Source organism: Longispora sp. NPDC051575 (genome assembly GCF_040681875.1).
In the GTDB taxonomy this organism is placed as follows: domain Bacteria; phylum Actinomycetota; class Actinomycetes; order Mycobacteriales; family Micromonosporaceae; genus Longispora.
In genome coordinates this window covers 40,722-60,376 of sequence record NZ_JBFAZP010000004.1, presented here as the reverse complement: position 1 = coordinate 60,376, position 19,655 = coordinate 40,722, and the positions used below count along the sequence as shown (strand labels likewise).

Annotated in this window: 15 protein-coding genes and 1 riboswitch; of the genes, 9 read left to right on the top strand and 6 right to left on the bottom strand. The window is 74.6% G+C overall.

All coding sequences use genetic code 11. The annotated features are described in order from the left end of the window. Positions 1-166 precede the first annotated feature (166 nt). Positions 167-2,848: a protein kinase gene (locus tag AB0M43_RS11280; RefSeq protein ID WP_363723450.1), complete on the top strand. Its 2,682-nt coding sequence runs from the start codon at positions 167-169 to the stop codon at positions 2,846-2,848. Here AB0M43_RS11280 and AB0M43_RS11275 read toward each other — a convergent pair. Further along, positions 2,838-3,230 (bottom strand): hypothetical protein, encoded by a 393-nt coding sequence (locus AB0M43_RS11275; RefSeq protein WP_363723448.1) that lies wholly within the window; start codon positions 3,228-3,230, stop codon positions 2,838-2,840. The genes AB0M43_RS11280 and AB0M43_RS11275 overlap by 11 nt on opposite strands. Further along, the gene (locus AB0M43_RS11270; protein WP_363723446.1) at positions 3,227-4,204 is read right to left on the bottom strand and encodes a YafY family protein; all 978 of its coding nucleotides are present in this window, start codon (positions 4,202-4,204) and stop codon (positions 3,227-3,229) included. Before AB0M43_RS11270 ends, AB0M43_RS11275 begins: the two co-directional genes overlap by 4 nt. A gap of 98 nt (positions 4,205-4,302) precedes the next feature. Between AB0M43_RS11270 and AB0M43_RS11265 the strand changes: the two genes are divergently transcribed. After that, positions 4,303-5,133 carry an NAD(P)H-binding protein gene (locus tag AB0M43_RS11265; RefSeq protein WP_363723445.1) on the top strand — a complete coding sequence of 277 codons (831 nt, stop codon included), beginning with the start codon at positions 4,303-4,305 and terminating at the stop codon, positions 5,131-5,133. Between the two features lie 130 nt (positions 5,134-5,263). Here AB0M43_RS11265 and AB0M43_RS11260 read toward each other — a convergent pair whose 3' ends face one another. After that, complete coding sequence (locus AB0M43_RS11260) at positions 5,264-6,655, bottom strand: alkaline phosphatase D family protein (protein ID WP_363723444.1); 1,392 nt, start codon at positions 6,653-6,655, stop codon at positions 5,264-5,266. A 101-nt stretch (positions 6,656-6,756) separates the two neighbouring features. Further along, a riboswitch (cobalamin riboswitch) is annotated at positions 6,757-6,964 on the top strand. A 326-nt stretch (positions 6,965-7,290) separates the two neighbouring features. Between AB0M43_RS11260 and AB0M43_RS11255 the strand changes: the two genes are divergently transcribed. Genes AB0M43_RS11255 through AB0M43_RS11235 form a run of 5 tightly spaced genes read left to right on the top strand, consistent with a single transcriptional unit; the run spans position 7,291 to position 13,094 of the window. Beyond that, positions 7,291-8,850 carry an aldehyde dehydrogenase family protein gene (locus AB0M43_RS11255; RefSeq protein ID WP_363723443.1) on the top strand — a complete coding sequence of 520 codons (1,560 nt, stop codon included), beginning with the start codon at positions 7,291-7,293 and terminating at the stop codon, positions 8,848-8,850. Then, a complete protein-coding gene (locus AB0M43_RS11250; protein WP_363723442.1) occupies positions 8,851-10,188 on the top strand; it encodes an aminotransferase class III-fold pyridoxal phosphate-dependent enzyme in 1,338 nt (445 codons plus the stop codon). It abuts the gene before it with no gap. Positions 10,189-10,198: 10 nt separating this feature from the next. After that, a complete protein-coding gene (locus tag AB0M43_RS11245) occupies positions 10,199-11,086 on the top strand; it encodes a CoA-transferase (RefSeq protein WP_363723440.1) in 888 nt (295 codons plus the stop codon). Next, on the top strand, positions 11,083-11,793 hold the full coding sequence (locus AB0M43_RS11240) for a CoA-transferase (protein WP_363723438.1): 711 nt from the start codon (positions 11,083-11,085) through the stop codon (positions 11,791-11,793). Before AB0M43_RS11245 ends, AB0M43_RS11240 begins: the two co-directional genes overlap by 4 nt. After that, positions 11,790-13,094 carry an aminotransferase class III-fold pyridoxal phosphate-dependent enzyme gene (locus AB0M43_RS11235; protein ID WP_363723436.1) on the top strand — a complete coding sequence of 435 codons (1,305 nt, stop codon included), beginning with the start codon at positions 11,790-11,792 and terminating at the stop codon, positions 13,092-13,094. Before AB0M43_RS11240 ends, AB0M43_RS11235 begins: the two co-directional genes overlap by 4 nt. Before the next feature lie 69 nt (positions 13,095-13,163). Here AB0M43_RS11235 and AB0M43_RS11230 read toward each other — a convergent pair whose 3' ends face one another. Together AB0M43_RS11230 and AB0M43_RS11225 are read right to left on the bottom strand one after the other, a co-directional pair. Further along, entirely contained in the window at positions 13,164-13,802 is a 639-nt protein-coding gene (locus AB0M43_RS11230) for a maleylpyruvate isomerase N-terminal domain-containing protein (protein WP_363723434.1), read from the bottom strand. Between the two features lie 50 nt (positions 13,803-13,852). After that, complete coding sequence (locus AB0M43_RS11225) at positions 13,853-15,175, bottom strand: cytochrome P450 (protein WP_363724540.1); 1,323 nt, start codon at positions 15,173-15,175, stop codon at positions 13,853-13,855. 84 nt (positions 15,176-15,259) lie between these two features. On the opposite strand from AB0M43_RS11225, the gene AB0M43_RS11220 reads away from it, so the two are divergent. Then, complete coding sequence (locus AB0M43_RS11220; RefSeq protein WP_363723432.1) at positions 15,260-16,894, top strand: FAD-dependent oxidoreductase; 1,635 nt, start codon at positions 15,260-15,262, stop codon at positions 16,892-16,894. A 111-nt stretch (positions 16,895-17,005) separates the two neighbouring features. On the opposite strand, the gene AB0M43_RS11215 is transcribed toward AB0M43_RS11220, so the two are convergent. Then, complete coding sequence (locus AB0M43_RS11215) at positions 17,006-18,397, bottom strand: PLP-dependent aminotransferase family protein (protein WP_363723430.1); 1,392 nt, start codon at positions 18,395-18,397, stop codon at positions 17,006-17,008. On the opposite strand from AB0M43_RS11215, the gene AB0M43_RS11210 reads away from it, so the two are divergent. Further along, positions 18,396-19,631, top strand: a complete 1,236-nt coding sequence (locus AB0M43_RS11210; RefSeq protein WP_363723428.1) for an aminotransferase class V-fold PLP-dependent enzyme — start codon at positions 18,396-18,398, stop codon at positions 19,629-19,631. The two genes, AB0M43_RS11215 and AB0M43_RS11210, sit on opposite strands and share 2 nt — an antisense overlap. The last annotated feature ends 24 nt before the right edge of the window (positions 19,632-19,655 follow it).

Here is a 19,655-nt window from a genome sequence, read left to right as displayed (position 1 = left end):
GGGGTCGATCCTCACCGAGGGTCGGCCCCGGCGTGCTGACCAGGCCCGGAGCATCCCGGCCCGGCGGACGTTGGTCGCCTGTGGACAGTGCCCGGCGCGGGGTGGCGGCGACTCCCTATAATCCTGTTATAGGCTCAGGGCAACTCAAGATCACTCGGGGGTACGGATGGCTGTCAGGTTCGCGCCCATGTCCCCGGACGACCCGCCCACGGTCGCCGGCTACCCGCTCCGCGCCCTGATCGGGGCTGGCGGCATGGGCCGGGTGTATCTGTCGTTCAGCCCCGGCGGCCGGGCCCTGGCCATCAAGGTGGTCCGGCCGGAGTTCGCGCAGGACCCCGAGTTCCGCCGCCGGTTCGCGCAGGAGGTGGCCGCCGCCCAACGCGTCCAGGGCCTCTACACCGCGCAGGTCGTGGACGCCGACGCCCACGCGCCGCTGCCCTGGCTCGCCACCGCGTACGTGGCCGGGCCGTCCCTGCGCCAGGCCGTCGCCGAGCACGGCCCGTTCCCGCTGCCGACCGTGTTCCGGCTGCTCGCCGGGGTCGCCGAGGGCCTCGCCGCGATCCACGCGTGCCGGATCACGCACCGCGACCTCAAACCGGCCAACGTCCTGCTCGCCGACGACGGCCCGCGGGTCATCGACTTCGGCATCGCGCACGCGGCCAACGCCACCACGGTCACCCGGATCGACACCCGGGTCGGCACGCCCGCGTTCATGGCCCCCGAGCAGGTCCGGGGCCTGTCCGTCACCCCGGCCGCCGACGTGTTCGCCCTGGGCAACCTGGCCGTGTTCGCCGCGACCGGCGCGCCCGCGTTCGGCGAGGGCCACCCCGACGCCCTGCTGTTCCGGATCGTCAACGAACCCGCCGACCTGTCCGCCTGCCCGGCCGAGCTGCGCGCCATCGTGGAGCGCTGCCTGGCCAAGGAGCCCGGCGACCGGCCGGACCTGACCGAAGTGATGGCGTACGCGCGGGCCCAGACCCAGGGCCAGACCATGCTCTTCGCGGGCTCCTGGCTGCCCCCGGCGGTGGTGACCTCCCTGGGGGAGTACGCCACGGCGGTGTCCCCGCAGCTGGCCCCGACCTGGGTCGAGGTGACGGCACCCGTACCGTCGGACGGCGCCCCCGGGGCGGGGCAGGGGTCGGGCTCGGGGCCGGGGGCCGCAGTGGCCGGGCAGGGGGCCGGCTCGGCGCTAGCCCCCGTAGCGGCTGGGCAGGGGCCCGGGCCGGCCGGTCAGGGACACGAGGCGGCCGGTCAAGGACACGAGGCGGCTGGGCAGGGACCAGAGGCGGGATCAGGGCCCACGGCGGAGCTGGGGGCCGGTTCGGCGCCGGGGACCGGGGTGCCGCCGCTGGCGGCGACGACTCCGCTGCCGGCGGCCGGAACGGGCGGCGGACCCGGGCACACGGACGACGCCACCGTCATCGGAGGGCGCGAACCCGGCACCGGATCCGTGGTGGGCCAGGCGTTCGACGTGGGCCCGGGCGCCGCCGGCCAGGCCCCCGGGGCCGCGACCCCCGCCGGCCCATGGCCCTACGGCAACGGACCCCACCTGGGCGCCACCCCCTACCCGGGGAGCGCACCGGACCCGGGCACCACGCCCTACCCCTCAAGCGGCGCCCCTTACCCGGGCAACGGACCCGCAAGTGGCGCTCCCTACCCGGGTAACGGACCAGCGAGCGGTGCTCCTTACCCGGGCAGTGGACCCGCGAGTGGGGCTCCCTACCTGGGGAACGGACCCGCGAGCGGCGCTCCTTACCCGGGCAGTGGACCCGCGAGTGGCGCTCCCTACCTTGGGAACGGACCCGCGAGCGGCGCCCCCTACCCGGGGAACGGGCCACTGGGTGCCGCCTACCCCGGGACTGGACCCGCAGGTGGCGCGCCTTACCCAGGGAGCACACCAGCGGGCGGCACCCCCTATCCCGGTAGCGCGCCGGACTCAGGTGCCGCGTCCTACCTCGGACCCGATCCGGGTGCCGCGCCCTACCCCGGTACCGGCCCGCAGGCGGGACCCTATCCCCAGCCCGCCCCCGGCTGGAACGCCCCCGCCTACGGGCCCCCGGTCGGCCCGGGCCCCGGCAAGCCCGCCAACACGGCGAAGATCCTCGCGGTCGTGGCGGCCGGCGTGATCGTGCTGGCCCTGTGCGCCTTCGGCTCCCTGCGGGCGTACGGCATGGTCAGCAGAATGGTCGCCCACAACGCGTCCAGCTCGAACCCCGACCGGACTCCGGAGTCGACCCGCGGCACCCCGGAGGCCTCGACCAGGCCCACCTACGACCCGCCGAGCGCCACGCCGTCCTTCGACCCGAACACGATGAATGACGCGGACACGGACCGTACCCCGCAGACGTCCGACGCCCTGCTGCCGGACAGGTTCACGGACAGCAACGGCCGGCGGTTCACCCTCAAGGCGGCGGGTTCCTGGTCCTGCGTCACGACGAGCCAGACCCAGGAGGTCCAGGACCTGCTGACCCGGAACCGGTGCGTCAGCGCGATGACCGGCAGTTACATCGACGCCGACGACACGATCCTGGTCAGCGTCAAGATCCGGGCGCTGAAGGACCGGGCCACGGCCAAGACCGTGCACGACGCGTTGGCGAAGACCCCGGTGGGCGCCTCGGGCATCTACTGCCCGCAGTCCGGGCCGGGCGCGAAGGTCTGCGACGGGGACTACAGCGAGACGTTCAAGCGGGCGGTGAAGAAGGGCCAGGTCGGCAGCGACTACCGGTACGTGATCGACGCCGACGCCGTGTTCGTCGACATGCGGGAGGACACCCGCGACGGGCCGGCTCTCCAGGCGGCGGTGGAGAGGGCGATGGCCACGTCCGGCCCCCGCAACGTCACCCGCTGACCGGCTGGTGCGGTACCACGATGATCTGGTGTTCGTCCTCGTAGACGACCCGGCCGGGGTCGGCGGACTCCACCCGGACGCACGGGACGGCGTGCGCGGCGAGGATGTCCAGGTACCCGTCGACCCGGTCGAGCAGGTGCGCGGCGTCCACCTTGAACCAGGCCGCCGCGCCCGGGTGCAGGTCCTCGTCGTAGACGGTCGGGTCGACGGTGCTCGGGTCGGTGTAGGCGGCGTCGTACCAGTCGTTGTTGGCCCGCCGGAACCGTTCCTGCTCCGCTGTCAGCCTGCCCTGCTTCGCGAGCGTGTTGACCAGCCCGAACACCCCGACGAACCGGCCCTTCGCGTCGGCGACGGGACTCTGGTACCGCAGAAAGATCGTCACTCGGCCACTGTCGCACGCGCCGTCGCGGCCCGGCCGAGACGGTCGGACCAGGCCCGCAGGTGCGCGGTGAACTCCGGCGGTCCCAGCACCTCGAACTCCGCCTCGGTGATCCCGAGGGCGAACAGGGCCCAGTCCAGCGAGTCGGTGCCCATCGCGACCCGGCACCGCCCCGGGGCCACCTCGGTCACCGTCGCCCACTGGCCGATCCGGGGCCGGACGTCCGCCGCGTCGGCCGCCACCAGCGCCTCGACCTGGTACCGCCCCGCCGGTCGCCCGTCGAGCCCGGCCCGGACGAACGCGGCGGCGTCGGCGGCGGGGAGTTCCCGGGGCCGGAACCGGGCGCCCGTGCCGTCGGGCGCGGTCAGCCGGTCGAGGCGGAAGCTGCGCCAGTCGTTGCGGGTCAGGTCGTAGGCGACCAGGTACCAGCGCCGGCCGAGGCAGACCAGCCGGTGTGGTTCGACGTGCCGGTCGGACGGCTGGCCGTCCCGCGCGGTGTAGGCGAACCGGAGCCGCTCCTCGTCCCGGCAGGACTGGGCGACGGTGGTGAGCACGCCGGCGTCCACGGTCGGGCCCTCGCCGAGCCGGGCGGGCACCGTGACGGCGCGCAGCACGGCCATCCGTTTCCGGAGCCGAGGCGGCATGACCTGCACGACCTTGGTGAGCGCGCTGATCGAGGACTCCTCGATGCCGGCCACCGCGCCCAGGGCGGCCGTCTGCAGGCCGATCGCGAGGGCCACGGCCTCGTCGTCGTCGACGAGCAGCGGGGGCAGGGACGCGCCGGCGGCCAGCTGGTAGCCGCCCTCCACGCCGCGTTGGGCGTCAACCGGGTAGCCGAGTTCGCGGAGCCGGTCGACGTCGCGGCGCAGGGTGCGCGGGGAGACGTCGAGCCGGTCGGCCAGTTCCGCGCCGGGCCAGTAGCGGTGGGTCTGCAACAGGGACAGCAACCGCAGGGTCCGGGAGCTCGTGTTCGCCATGGTCCCAGTGTGGCCGAGATTGCGGTCAGAAAGTGGCCGGAATGGCTCCTAGTGTGGGTTCCAGGAGATCCAAAACCACGCTCAAAGGGGTACCTGACATGACAGTTCTCGTGACCGGAGCGACCGGTACGGTCGGCCGCCAGGTGGTCGGACAGCTGCTCCGGGCGGGCCAGCGGGTCCGCGCGCTCACCAGGAACCCGGCCACGGCCGGCCTGCCCGACGGCGTCGAGGTGGTGGCCGGTGACCTGACCGACCCGGCGAGCGTCGGGCCCGCGCTGGCGGGGGTGACCGCGCTGCACCTGATCACGTTCGGCGGCGACGGCGCGAACCCGTACGCGCCGCTGGCGACCGGCCCCGAGATCGTCGACCTGGCGGTGCGGGCCGGGGTGCGGCGGATCACGGTGCTGCTCGGCGGCGAGCCCGGCCCGCTCCAGGCGGCGGTCGAGGCCAGCGGTCTGGAGTGGACGCTGCTGGCGCCGGTGGAGTTCATGGCCAACCTGCTGGAGTGGGCGCCGTCGGTGCGGTCGGAGGGCGTGGTCCGGGAGGCGTTCGCGCACACCCGCAGCGCGCTGGTGCACGAGACGGACATCGGCGCGGTGGCGGCGACGGTGCTGGTCGGGGGCGGGTACGCGGGCCGGACGTTGACGCTGACCGGCCCGGAGGCGATCACCCGGCCGGAGAAGGTGCGCACCATCGCCGAGGCCATCGGGCGCGACGTGCGTTACGTCGAGTTGAGCGAGGCGGAGGCGCGGGCGCGCTGGGCGGGGGAGGGGTACCCGGCGGAGGTGGTCGAGTTCTTCGTCGAGGTGCACGGGAACACCCCCGAGATCGGCTACACCGTGGTGCCGACGGTCGAGCAGGTCACGGGGCGGCCGGCGCGGTCGTTCGCGCAGTGGGCGGCGGAGCACGCGGACGCGTTCCGGGGCTGAGCCCGGGCGGGGCGCCGGTCCACCCCGGATCCGGCGCGGCACCCGGACCTCGGACCCCGGGCCGCCCGGACCCGTAGAGCCGCTGGCGCAACCGGACCGACCCCCGCCGGTCCGGTCGCGCCCCGCGCGGTCACTCCGCGACCAGTACCTCCCGGTGCTTGAGCGTCCCGTCCTGGAGCTTGAGGTCCACGGTCATCGTCCGCGACACCGGATCCACCGCGACACTGCCGTAGTACCGCTCGTTGAGCCCGAGGAACCGCTCCTGCGCCCCGAACGTCGGCGACAGCGGCGAGCCAACGACCCGCGGGTTCGCCCCGATCGGCGCGCCGAGGAACTCCCACATGTTCATCTCCGGGTACCGCACCGCCTGCGCGTAGTGCACGTCGGCGGTCAGCCACACCAGGTTGCGCACGTTCGCCTTCCGCCACGCGCCGAGCAGTTCGCCCAGCTCGTGCTCGTAGGCCACCCAGTCGTCGTACGGGGGCTTCGCCGAGCGCATCGTGGACACCGGGCACGAGGTGGCGAGCACCTTCCAGCGCGCCGAGCTGTCCCGGACCTTGTTGAGCAGCCAGCGGAACTGCTGCGCCCCGAGCATCGTCTTGCCGGGCCCGTCGGGCTTGGCGAGCGGGTCGGCGTACTGCCGGCAGTCCAGCACGAACACCTCCAGCTCCCCGCCCCAGCGCAGGCACCGCCAGGACTTGTTCCCGGGCGCCGAGGACAGCGGCCAGTAGTCGAGGAACGCGGTGCGGCCCGCGCCGAGCCGGCCGGCGGGCAGGGTCGGGTCCTGGCCCCGGTAGTCGTTGTCGACCTCGTGGTCGTCCCAGTTGACGATCAGCGGGGTCTGCCGGGCCAGGCCCTGGAACAGCGGGTCCTCCCGGTTCTCCTTGTACTTGCCCCAGAACTCGGCGACCGTCTTGGCGCCAGGGCCGGCGGGCGTGGCCCCGTCCCCGTAGATGGTGTCGCCGTTGAAAAGGAAGAAGTCGGGCCGCTCGGCCGCCATCGACGCGAACGACGGGAACGGCGGCCGGTTGCGCGCGCCCTGGCCGACGTCGGCGCCCCAGGTGAACCGGACCGGGGCGGCGACGAGCGCGGACGGCGCGGTCCGGAACGTGGCGAGCGGGCCCTCGACGTCGGCGGTCGCGCCGCACAGCACGACGCGGTAGCCGTACTCGGTGTCGGGCAGCAGGCCGCGCAGGGTGAACTGGCCGATGAAGTCGCGCGCGGCGGTGACCTGGAGCTTCTTCGTCTTCCGGGCACCGGGCCGGGGCGCGGGACCCTCGACCTCTGCCACGGGGCCGTACTCGACGTGCATCTGGGTCGCCCGGTCGGCCCGGGACCAGATCAGCGCGGTGTTCTCGGTGACGTCGCCGGTGACGACGCCGTGGGTGAGCCGGGGGTCGGGACCCGGGGCGGGCGCGTCGGCCGCGTGCGCCGGCGCGGTGGCCAGGCCGGTGAGGGCCAGGCCGCCGACGGCGGCGCCGCCGGCCTTGAGGAGGGAGCGGCGGTCGGGGGTTCCGGTCATGGCGGTGCCTTCCGAAGGTGGGACCGTGCCGGGCCGACGCTAGGACGGGTGGGTGAACGCGCAGGTACGCCCACATGTGCCACCCACGAACCTCGATCCCCTAGGATGGCCGTGGCGCTGGTTCGCCCCGGATCTGGCGGTTCGGGGCGTCGTAAGAGGGAACCCGGTGTGATTCCGGGACTGCCCCGCAGCGGTGAGTGGGAACGAAAGTCGTCAAGAGCACTGGGCGTGAGCCTGGGAAGCGGCGGCCGGTAGGAGCGTGTACGTCGCCCACGAGTCCGAAGACCTGCCCGCGCCGCGCGTACATCCGTGCGCGCGGCCGTCGACCTCGTGGGTGGGTCGGGCGGGCGGACGCGTGCGCGTCCCTTCGCGGGTTCGACGGTGTGGCTTTCGAGGGAAGGACTCCACACCTGTGTTCCGTGCCTCCGGGGTAGCCCCGGACTAGATCCGCACCACCTGCCAGGCGACCGGCCGCACCAGGGCCGGCCGCTCCTTCGGCATGCCCGGAGTGGATAAAGAATCTCCTGCCACAGCGTCAGTACACAAAAGAATTTCTTGAAAGAAGCTCTTGTGTACTGGGAATTTGTTGATGCACACTGTCGGCTGTCCATTCCCGAGTGAGAGGAGCCCGGCCCGTGACCGCACGCTTCCGCGTCACCTACGCCACCCTGTCGGCGGACAACGAGGACCTGCACGCCGGCTACGAGGACGGCGTCACCCTCGCCCGCACCTGGCTCGGCGCCACCGTCCACCCGCACGTCGACGGCGCGCCCCGCCAGGGTGCGGCCCCGGTCGACCTGCGCAGCCCCAACGACACGACCCTGCGCCTGGCCACGGTGCGCGCGGCCAGCGCCCAGGACGTCGACGACGCCGTGCGCGCCGCCCGGCAGGCCGCCCCGGCCTGGGCGGCGACCCCCTGGCCGGACCGGCTGGTGCTGCTCCGCCGGGCCGCCGACCTGATCAGCGCCCGCTCGAACGAGCTGGCCGCGCTGATGACGATGGAGGTCGGCAAGAACCGCCTGGAGGCCCTCGGCGACGTCGAGGAGTCCGCCGACCTGATCCGGTACTACTGCGACCAGTTCGAGCTCAACGACGGCTTCGACCGGCCGATGGCCACCATCGCGCCCCGCGAGTCCACCCGCAGTGTGCTGCGCCCGCACGGGGTGTGGGCCGTGATCAGCCCGTTCAACTTCCCGATGGCCCTGGCCGCCGGCCCGGTCGGGGCCGCCCTGGCCGCCGGCAACACGGTGCTGCTCAAGCCGAGCCTCCAGGGCACGTACACCGCGTGGAAGTTCTTCGAATGCCTGCTCGACGTGGGCCTGCCGCCCGGTGTCGCGCACTTCCTGCCCGGCGACGACGGGCCCGGCCGGGCGATCGTCGCCCACGACGGCGTGGACGGCCTGACGTTCACCGGCTCCTACGAGACCGGCATGTCCGTGATCGGCGCCTTCTCCCGAAGCTATCCGAAGCCGGTGATCTGCGAGATGGGCGGCAAGAACGCCACCATCGTCTCCGCGCGCGCCGATCTCGACCGGGCCGCCGACGGCGTGGCCCGTTCCGCGTTCGGCCTGTCCGGCCAGAAGTGCTCGGCCTGCTCCCGGGTGTACGTCGCCCGCGAGGCGCACGACGCGTTCCTCGACAGGCTGGCCGCCCGGGCCTCCGCCCTGGTCGTCGGCGACCCGCTGCTCCGAGACACCTACCTCGGCCCCGTGATCGACGCGGCCGCCGTGGCCCGGTTCGAGGACGCCGTCGCCCGGGCGCGCGCCCACGGCCGGATCGTCACCGGCGGCGAGGTGCTCCGCGACGGCCTGCCCGACGGGCACTACGTCGCCCCCACGGTCGTCGCCGACCTGCCCGCCGACGACGAGCTGTTCCGCCGCGAGCTGTTCGTGCCGTTCGTGGCCGTCGCCGCCGTCGACTCCCTCGACGAGGCGTACGCGCTGGCCAACGCCACCCCGCTCGGCCTCACCGCCGGGTTCTTCTCCACCGACGACGCCGAGGTCACCGAGTTCCTCGACCGGATCCAGGCCGGCGTCGTCTACGTCAACCGACCGGCCGGCGCCACGACCGGCGCGTGGCCCGGCGTCCAGCCCTTCGGTGGCTGGAAGGGCTCCGGCAACACCGGCAAGGCCGGCGGCGGCCCGTACTACGTCCAACAGTTCCTGCGCGAGCAGTCCCAGACGGTGGTGTCCTAGATGAACGTGCCCTCCTGGTTCGACCCGACCCGGCCCGTGCCGGACCTCGTGACCCCGCTGCCCGGCCCGCTCGGCCGCGCCGCGCTCGCCCGGGACGCGGCGGTGACCAGCCCGTCGCTGCCCCGCGCGTACCCGATCGCGCCCCGGCGCGGCTGGGGCTGCGCGTTGGAGGACGTCGACGGCAACCTGTTCCTCGACTTCAACGCCGGGATCGCCGTCAACTCCACCGGCCACGCGCACCTGACCGTCGTGGCGGCCGTCCGCGAACAGGCCGGCGAGCTGCTGCACTACTCCGCCAGCGACTTCTACCTGCCCATCTACGCGCGGATGTGCCAGGCCCTGGCCGACACGGCCCCGATCGACGGGCCGGTCCGGGTGTTCCTGTCCAACTCCGGCGCCGAGGCCGTGGAGGGCGCGCTGAAGCTGGCCCGGTACGCGACCGGGCGGCAGTACGTGATCAGCTTCTTCGGGGCGTTCCACGGCCGGTCGTACGGGGCGATGAGCCTGACCGCGTCGAAGACCAAGTACCACGCCGGGTTCGGCCCGCTGCTGCCCGGCGTGCTGCACGCGCCCTACGCGCCGGCCTCCGTGGACTACCTGGAGGACACGCTCTTCCGCTACCAGGTCGACCCGCGCGAGGTGGCCGCCGTGTTCGTCGAGCCGATCCAGGGCGAGGGCGGGTTCCTCGTGCCCCCGGCCGGCTGGCTCGCCGCGCTCCGCGAGGTGTGCGACCGGCACGGCATCCTGCTCGTCGCCGACGAGGTCCAGTCGGGCATGGGCCGGACCGGCAGGATGTGGGCCATCGAGCACACCGGGGTGAAGCCCGACATCCTGATCAGCGCCAAGGGGATCGCCTCCGGCCTGCCGCTGGGCGCGTTCATGGCCCGCGCCGACCTGATGGACCGCTGGCCGGCCGGGGCGCACGGCTCCACCTACGGCGGCAGCCCCGTGCCCTGCGCGGCCGGCCTGGCGACCCTGCGGGTGATCGCCGACGAGAACCTGATGGCCAACGCCACCGACCAGGGCGAGTACCTCCGCGCCGGGCTGCGCGACCTGGCGGCGGAGTTCCCGGACCTGCTCCGCGACGTGCGCGGCCTCGGCCTGATGATCGGGGTCGAGTTCCCCGACGGCCGGCTCGCCGGACTCGTGCAGCACGCGGCGTTCCAGCGCGGCCTGCTCGTCCTGGAGGCCGGCGAGAACGCGATCCGGATGTCCCCGCCGCTGACGGTCACCCGCGCGGAGTGCGCGACCGCGCTGCGGCTGTTCGGCGAGGCCGTGGCCGAGGTCGCCACCGGTATCGCGCTGCTCAGCGAGCGGGTCGGGGCCGGCGTTGAGTAAGGTCGCCACGATGCGCGAGGCCGTCGCGGACCTGGTCCGCGACGGCGACACCCTGGCGATCGAGGGCTTCACCCACCTGATCTCCTTCGCCGCCGGGCACGAGGTGATCCGGCAGCGCAAACGGGACCTGACCCTGTGCCGGCTCACCCCCGACGTGATCTACGACCAGCTGATCGGCGCCGGGGTGGCCCGCAAACTCGTGTTCTCCTGGCTGGGCAACCCCGGCGTCGGCTCGCTGCACGCCGTCCGGCGGCTGGTGGAGGGGCCCGGGTTCGAGGTCGAGGAGTACTCGCACTTCGGCATGGTCGGCCGGTACGCCGCCGGCGCCGCCCGGCTGCCGTTCTTCCCGCTCCGGTCCTACGTCGACAGCGACCTGCCCACGGTCAACGACAACATCCGCACCGTGACGTCGCCCTTCGACGGCGAGGAGGTGTACGCCGTCCCGCCCCTGCACCCCGACGTGACCATCGTGCACGCCCAGCGCGCCGACAAACACGGCAACACCCAGGCCTGGGGGCTGCTCGGCTGCCAGAAGGAGGCGGCGTTCGCGGCGAGGCGGGTGATCGTCGTCGTGGAGGAACTGGTCGAGGAGTCCGTGATCCGCGCCGACCCGAACCGGACCCTGCTGCCCGGCCTCAAGGTCGACGCCGTCGTGCACTGCCCGCGCGGCGCGCACCCCTCCTACGCCCAGGGCCACTACGACCGGGACAACCGGTTCTACCTGGCCTGGGAGCACATCAGCCGCGACCCGGCCCTGCTGGAGGCGTGGCTGGACGAATGGGTGCACGGCACCCGCGACCACGCCGGCTACCTGGCCAAACTCGGCGACTCCTACTTCGACGACCTGACCCCGGCGCCCGCGCCGTCCGGTTCGGTGGACTACGGGGACTACCGGTGACCTACACGCGTACCGAGATGATGGTCGTCGCCGGGGCCCGCGCCCTGGCCGGCCGACGGGTCTGCTTCGTCGGCATCGGCCTGCCCAACATCAGTGTGGCCCTCGCCCAGCGCACCGTCGCCCCCGACATCGAACTGATCTACGAGTCCGGGGTGTGCGGGGCCCGCCCGGCCCGGCTGCCGCTGTCGATCGGGGACCCGTGCCTGGTCACCGGCGCGGTCGCGGCCATGAGCATGGTCGAACTCTTCCAGTACTACCTCCAGGGCGGCCTGGTCGACGTCGGCTTCCTCGGCGCCGCCCAGCTCGACCGGCACGGCAACGTCAACACCACCGTCATCGGGGACGACTACGCGCACCCGAAGTTCCGGCTGCCCGGCTCCGGCGGGGCGTGCGACATCGCGCAGAACGCGGGCGAGGTGTTCGTGCTGATGCGCCAGTCCCGGCGGTCCTTCGTGGACCGGGTCGACTTCGTGACCAGCTCCGGGCGCGGCCTGAGCAGGGTCGTCACCGACCTGGGCGAGTTCGCCGCCCGCGACGAGCTGACCCTGGTCGCCCTGCACCCCGGGGTCACCCTCGACGAGGTCCGCGCCGCCACCGGCTGGGAGGTGCGGGTCTCGGCGGACCTGGTCACCACGCCCGCCCCGACCGACGAGGAACTCCGCCTGCTGCGCGAAGAGCTCGACCCGGAAGGGGTGTACCTGACGTGAGCCACGTCTTCTCCCGCGCCACCGGCCCGCTGCCCCGGATCGCCACGGCGCTCGGCACCGAGATGTGGGACACCGACGGCAGGCGCTACCTCGACGCGGCCGGCGGCGCGATCGTCGTCGGCGTCGGGCACGGCGCCACCGAGGTGGTCCGGGCCGCCGCCGCCCAGGCCGCCCGGGTCTCCTACGCGCACGGCACCATGTTCACCTCCGACGCCCTGGAGGCCTACGCCGACGCGCTCGCCACGGTCCTGCCCGTCGACGCGCCCCGGGTCTACCCGGTGTCCGGGGGCAGCGAGGCCGTGGAGACCGCGCTGAAGATGGCCCGCGCCTACCACCGGGCGCGCGGCGAGGACCGGCACGTCGTCATCGGGCGGCACGGCTCCTACCACGGCAACTCCCGGGGCGCGCTCGACGTGTCCGGCCGCGCCGCCCTGCGGGACCCGTACCGGCCGTGGCTCGGCCAGGCCCGGCACACCTCGACGCCGTACGAGTACCGCTGCCCGTTCCCGGACAGCCATCCCGTCGGCTGCGGGGCCCGGCACGCCGCCGCGCTGGAGGACCTGTTCCGCGCCGAACCGGTGGCCGCGTTCGTCGCCGAACCGATCGCCGGGGCCGGGCTCGGCGGCTGCGTGCCCCCCGACGACTACTGGCCGGCCGTCGCCGACGCGTGCCGGCGACACGGGGTGCTGCTGATCGCCGACGAGGTGATGACGGGCTTCGGCCGGACCGGGCGCTGGTTCGGGGTCGACCACTGGGGGGTGCGCCCCGACATCCTGGTCGCGGGCAAGGGCACAGCATCCGGGTACTGGCCCCTCGGGCTCGCCGTGTGCTCCGGCGAGGTACACGACACGATCCTGTCCACCGGGTTCACGCACGGCTTCACGTACTCCCACCACGTGGTCGGCGCCGCCACCGGCCTGGCGGTGCTGGGCATCCTCCGCGACCGGGACCTGGTGTCCGCGTCGGCGACCCGGGGCGACCGGCTCGCCGCCGTCCTCGCCGGGCGGCTCGCCGGGCACCCGCACGTCGGGGACATCCGGGGCCGGGGCCTGCTGATCGGCGTCGAACTGGTCGCCGACCGCGACTCCCGGGCGCCGTTCCCGCGCGCCGACCGGGTGACCGAACGGATCGTGGCGGCGGCCCGGGAGTCGGGCCTGCTCGTGTACTCCGGGACCGGGTGCGCCGACGGGGTCGAGGGCGACCTGATCCTGCTCGGGCCGCCGCTGACGGTGACGGAGGGGGAGGTGGACGAGATCGCCGAGCTGTGCGCGGCGGCGATCACGGCGACCGTTCCGAGGTAGCGGTCGGTCGGCGGCGACTCTCCGCCGACCGGGCTCCGGCGGGCCCGGTCGGCACCGGCGCCGGTCGGGTCAGAAGGCCGTGATCGTGGTCGGGGCGCGTTCGGCGCGGCTGAGGGCCCGCAGTACGGCCGTCGGACCGTGCCGGCGCACGGCCAGCCGGGACAGCAGGTCCACGACCGTGTCGACCGCGCCGGCCGGCAGCTCCGGCGTCGGCACGCCCACGCTGACCGCCAGGTCGTCGGAGTGCACCGCGAGCTCCATCATCCGGGTGACCAGCAGGTCGTCGAGCGTCAACGACCACGGGCCCCAGAACGGGATCCGCACCGCCCGGTCCGGCTCCTCCACCAGACCCGCGTCCAGTTCCGCGAGGGCGGCGTCCACCCGCGCGGCCAGGGCGTCCGGCCCGTCGGCGGCCTCCTGGTCGCCCCCGGCGCGGATCCGGACGTTGATGTCCTCGTCCGGGGCCGTGCCGACCCACGCGACCTGGCCGTAGTGCTCCAGGACCGGGATGGTGGGCTCGTGCGGCACCGGGCCGGCGAGGATCGTCGGCACCGCCAGGACCTGGTACGCCAGGTGGCCCGCCAGGCCGCCGACGCTGAACTCGGCGAGCGCGCTCGGCCCGTCCCACCGGGCGGCGACCGCGGGGTCCCGCAGCAGGCGCGCGGCGGTGCGGGCCGTGGCCAGGAAGTCGTCTCGGATGCCGGTCATCCCGCACTCTCCTCAGGGGCTGGTCGGTGTGCCGTTCCGACCGTATCCGGTCAGCGCCGGCCCACGGAGAGCCGGAACGCCCCCGGGTCCAGCACCTGCGGCAACGGCCCCCGCACGGGCAGCCCCGCCGACAGCAGCCGGTACCGGCCCCGGTCCAGGGACTGTGCCACCAGCTCCGTGGCCATCAGCAGCCCGAGGTCCTCGCCCGCCCCGTCCGGGCCGAGCGGGAAGAACCCGGCGCCCGGCCACGGGTCCCGGATGTCGGGCCGGAACGCGTCGGGGTCCGCCACGGACCGAGCGCGCTCGTGGAACGCGGCCGGCACCAGGAGACGGGTGCCCGCCGGGAGGAACTCGCCGTCCCAGTCCAGGTCCCGGGTGGTCTCCCGGAACAGGTCGCCGGCCGGGGGCCACAGCCGCAGGGTCTCCAGGACGCAGGCCCGCGCCACGTCGTGGTCCCGGCGGGCCCGGTCGCCGAGCCCGGGTTCCCCGGCGAGCACGACGAGCGTGGTCAGGCCGGTGTCGGCGAGGATGTCGAACGCCAGGAACCAGTGCGCGATCTGACCGACCGGGACGCCGTCGGTCCCCGCCGGGCCGGACACCGCGCCGGGGACGCCGGCCGCCACCGAATCGCCGGAGTTGCCGGCCGCCATCGGGCCGCCGTGGATGCCGGACGTCATGTCGGCCGCGAGGGCCGCGACGAGGCTGCCCGGCGCGGCGGCGTCCAGATAGGACCGGAGCCGCTCGGCGAGCCGGTCGTGCGCGGCCCGGGCCCGGTCGGTCCGCCAGGGGCGGGTACCCAGCCAGTTGCCCTCGGACCGCAGCTCCAGGTACAGGCCCGTGACCTCGGCGTCGTCGGCCGCCGCGTCGCCGAGCACGATCCGGCGGGCCATCCGGTCCACGGAGTTCTGGAACACGGCCCGGGTGAGCACCGCGCGGGCCGTGAGCAGCCGCCCGACCTCCTCGCCGATCACCCGGCGGACGATCGCGGCGTGCGGGTGCCCCGGGGCGGCGGGCCCGTGCAGTACCCGGAGCAGGCCGTTCGTCCCCAGCACCAGCAGTGCCGGGCCCCGCTGGTCCCGGACCCAGACGGCGTCGCCGTAGGTCGCGCGGAACCGGGCGAGCAGCGCGCCGGGCAGGCGGACGGTGTCGTCCCGGACCGCCCACCGCCGGGGGAGCGGCGCCCGCCGGAGCAGGGCCGGCACCCGGTGCCGCAGCCCGAACCGCAGCTGGTCGGCGGCCCCGGCCCGGGCGAGTCCCCGGGCGCGGGGCGCGACGGCCACCCCGGCGGCGGGTTCCCGCACGGCCGTGGCGACCTCCGTCCGGGCACCCGCCCCGGACGGCGGACGCCGGTCGAGGGTGGGGATAAGAGACATCAACACTCCAAATAGAATAATAAAGACATTTGATCTGACTCTAACCGCACATCCGCGCGCGCCCGCACCCTGGAGGTCCCCGGCATGAACGCCGCCCCACGCCCCGCCGTCGTCCTCGTCGACGGCGACGTCCTGGCCCGCGAGGAGCTCGTGGCCGGGCTCCGGGCCCGCTACCTCGACCGGTTCCGGGTGGTCGGCGCGTCCGGCCGCGCCGAGGCCCTGGCCCTGGCCCGCCGGTTGCCGCAGGTCGGCTCGCCGATCGCACTCGTCGTCACCCAGCAGCACCTGACCGACGGCCTCGGCACCGAACTGCTCGCGACGCTCCGCGACGACCAGCCCGGCGCGAAACGGGTACTGCTGTGCGCCGCCACCGACGCCGACGCCGCCCTCGACGCGATCAACCGGACCGGGCTGGACCGCTACCTGGTGGCCCCGTACCTGCCCGCCGACGAGCGGCTGTACCCGGCCCTCGACGACGTGCTGTTCGACTGGGACTCGCAGAACATGGCCGCGCACCTGGGGGTCCGGGTCACCGGTCACCGGTTCGCCGCCCGGTCGTACGAGGTCAAGGACTTCCTCGCCCGCAACGTGATCCCGTTCGAGTGGGTCGACACCGAGGACGAGGCGGCCCCGACCACGGTCGCGCTCGGCGACGGCCGGTCGTTCGCGGACCCGAGCCTCGCGGAGCTGGCCCGCGCGCTGGGGCTGACCCAGGAGGCGACCCGCGACAGATACGACCTGGTCATCGTCGGCGGCGGACCGGCCGGCCTGGCGGCTGCCGTGTACGGCGCCTGCGAGGGCTTCTCCGTGCTGATCATCGAGGACGACGCCCCGGGCGGGCAGGCCGGCAGTACGTCCACGATCGAGAACTACCTCGGCTTCCCGTCCGGCCTGACCGGCGCGGACCTGGCCCAGCGCGCGCTCGCCCAGGCGAAGCGGTTCGGGGTGGAGTGGCTGTGCACCAGCGTCGCCGCCGGGCTGCGCGCGGGCGAGGACGGCGTGAACCGGGTGGTGCTCACCGACGGGGCGGAACTGGCCGCCCGGGCCGTCCTCGTCGCGACCGGCATGTCCTACCGGCGGCTGGCGGCCCCGGGCGTGGCGGACCTGCTCAACGCCGGCGTCTACTACGGAGCGTCGCTCACCGAGGCCGGCCAGACCGCCGGGGAGGACGTCTACATCCTCGGGTCGGGCAACTCCGCCGGCCAGGCGGCCCTGTACTTCGCCGAGCACGCCCGCTCCGTCACCGTCCTGGTCCGGGAGAAGTCCATCCACGCCTCGGCCACCTCGAACTACCTGGTCGAGCGGCTCGTCGACCACCCGGCCGTCGTACTGCGCGAGGGCGTCGAGCTGGCCGAGGCGATCGGGCAGGGCCGGCTGGCCGCGCTGGTGCTCCGCGACGTCGCGACCGGGGACACGGAGACGGTGCCGGCCGGCTCGCTGTACATCCTGATCGGCACCACCCCGTGCAGCGCCTGGGTGGCCGACGCGGTCGGGCTGGACGAGTTCGGCTTCGTCCTCACCGGACCGGACGTGCGGTCCCGGCCCGACCGGCTGCCCGTGCCGTGGGCGGCCGACCGGGAGCCGCTGCTGATGGAGACGTCGATGCCGGGGGTGTTCGCGGCGGGCGACGTGCGGGCCGGGTCGGTGAAGCGGGTCGGGTCGGCGGTCGGGCAGGGCGCGGTGGCGACGCAGGCGATCACTCAGTACCTGCGGGGCTGATCAGGGCCCGGGCCCCGCAACGGGCCGGGCCCTGCGACGGGCCACGGCGGGCCAGGACCGGCGGAGGGCCACGACGGGCCGCGCCGCACGGGGCCAGAACCCGCCCCGGGACTACAGCTGGCCGAGCCGCCTCGCCGCCTCGGCCAGCTCCGCCCGGTCCGCCGTCGCCGCGAACCCCAGCCGCAGGCACGCCTCGGCCGGCTCGGCCGCGAAGTACCGGTCGCCGACGCTCACCGCCACCCCCACCTGCCGCGCGGCCCGGGCCGCCGCCCCCGCGTCGGCGCCGACCGGCAGCCGGACCCACAGGTGCAGCCCGCCGCCGACCGGCCGGGCCACGGTCCACCCGGGAACCTCCCGGGCCAGGGCGGCGGACAGCTCCGCGTGCCGGTCGCGCAGCGCCGTCGCCAGGCCCCGGACGTGCCGGTCCCACGCCGGCGAGCTGACCAGCTCCAGCGCGGCCTCCTGGAGCGGCCGGGGCACGAAGAAGTCGTCGACCCGGCGCAGGGCCCGCAGCCGTTCCATCACCGGGCCCCGGGCCACCAGGGCGCCGACCCGCAGGCTGGGCGCGGCGGGCTTGGTCAGCGAGGTCAGGTGCACGACGGTGCCGTCCCGGTCGTCGGCGACCAGCGGCCGGGGCGTCGGGCCGCCGTGCCCGAGGTGCCGGGCGAAGTCGTCCTCGACCACGAACGCGCCGGCCGCCCGGGCCACGTCGAGCACCTGCCGGCGACGGTCGGCGGACAGCACGGTCCCGGTCGGGTTGTGGTACGTCGGCTGGCAGTAGAACAGCCGCGCGCCCGTCATCGCGAACGCGTCGGCGAGCAGGTCGGGCCGGACCCCGTCGTCGTCCATCGGCACCGGCACGGGGCGCAGGCCGGCGGCCCGGGCCGAGGCGAGCGCCCCGGGGTAGGTGGGGCATTCGACGAGTACCGGGCTGCCGGGGGCGGCCACCGCCCGGAACACCATGGACAGCGCGCTCTGGCCGCCGGCCGTGACGAGGACGTCCTCCGGGGTCACCCCGCCGCCCGCGATGCCGGCGAACACGGCGCGCAGCGCGGCCAGCCCGCTGGTGGGGGCCCGGTCCCACGCGTCGGGGCGGCGGGCGGCCCGGGCCAGGGCCGCGCCCAGGGCCCGGGTGGGCTGCAGGGACCGGTGCAGGTAGCCGCCGTCGAGCAGGAGGGTGCCGGCGGGCGCGGGACCCAGGCCGTCCGTGATGGACCGGGTGTCCACGGCGCGGTCGGTGAGCGCGATCGTCTGCCAGGCGGTGTCGGCGGGGCCCTCGCCGGGCCGGGTCCGGGGCGTCGCGGCGTAGGTGCCGCTGCCCGGCCGGGTGACGACCGCGCCCTCGGCGGCGAGCTGGGCGATGGCCCGGGCGACGGTGACGGGGCTGACGTGGTGGCGCGCGATCAGTTCGCGGCTGCTGGGCAGGCGGTCGCCGGGGGACAGCCCGCGGAGCAGCGCCCGGAGGGTGGTGACCAGATCGACAGAAGTGCTACTGTCTGACATGAGTACAAAGGATAGCGCTTTTGTCTCCCCGGGGGAATCGCTACTCGACATCGCGGCGCTGCGGGCCGACACCCCCGGCTGCGAGCGGGTCACCCACCTCAACAACGCCGGCTGCGGGCTGCTCGCCGCCCCCGTGCTGGCCACGATGCTCGACCACCTCACCCTCGAATCCCAGATCGGCGGGTACGAGGCGTCCGCCGCCCGCGCCGACGGGGTCCGCGCCTTCTACACCGAGATCGCCGCGCTGATCGGCGCCCAGCCGCACAACATCGCCTTCGCCGGCAGCGCCACCCACGCCTACGCCACCGCGCTGTCGTCGATCCCCTTCGCGGCCGGCGACGTCATCCTGACCACGCGCAACGACTTCGTCTCCAACCAGATCGCCTTCCTGTCTCTCAGGAAGCGGTTCGGGGTACGGGTCGTGCACGCCCCCGACGCGCCCGAGGGCGGGGTCGACGTCCCCGCGATGGCCGCCCTGATGCGCGAGCACCGTCCCCGGCTGGTGGCCGCCACCCACATCCCCACCAACTCCGGCCTCGTGCAACCCGTCGCCGAGATCGGCGCGCACTGCCGGGAACTGGACCTGTTGTACCTGGTGGACGCGTGCCAGTCCGTCGGGCAGTACCCCCTCGATGTGGCCGCCCTCGGCTGCGACCTGCTCACCGCCACCTGCCGCAAGTTTCTCCGCGGCCCGCGCGGCTCCGGCTTCCTCTACGTGTCCGACCGGTTCCTGCACGCCGGGTACGAGCCGCTGTTCCCCGACATGCACGGCGCGAGGTGGACGGCCCCGGACGCGTACCGCCGGTCGGACACCGCCGCCCGGTTCGAGGAGTGGGAGTTCCCGTACGCGACGGTGCTGGGCTGCGCCGCCGCCACCCGGTACGCCCGCGACGTCGGCATGGCGGCCATCTCCCGGCGGACCCCGGCGCTGGCCGCCCGGCTGCGCAGCTGGCTGGAGGTCATCGACGGGGTGCGGGTCCTCGACCGGGGCCCGGAACTGGGCGCGCTGGTCACGTTCGCCGTCGAGGGGTGGCAGGCGCAGCCGTTCAAGGCCGCGCTCGACGCCCGGGGGGTGAACTCGGCGCTGAGCTTCCGGGAGTTCGCGCAGTTCGACTTCGGCGACAAGGACGTGGACTGGTGCCTGCGGCTGTCCCCGCACTACTACAACACCCACGACGAGATCGAGCGGGTCGCGGGGCTCGTGGCGGAACTGGCCGGGGCGGGCCTCCGGTGACTCCGACCCGACCCGCGACCCCGG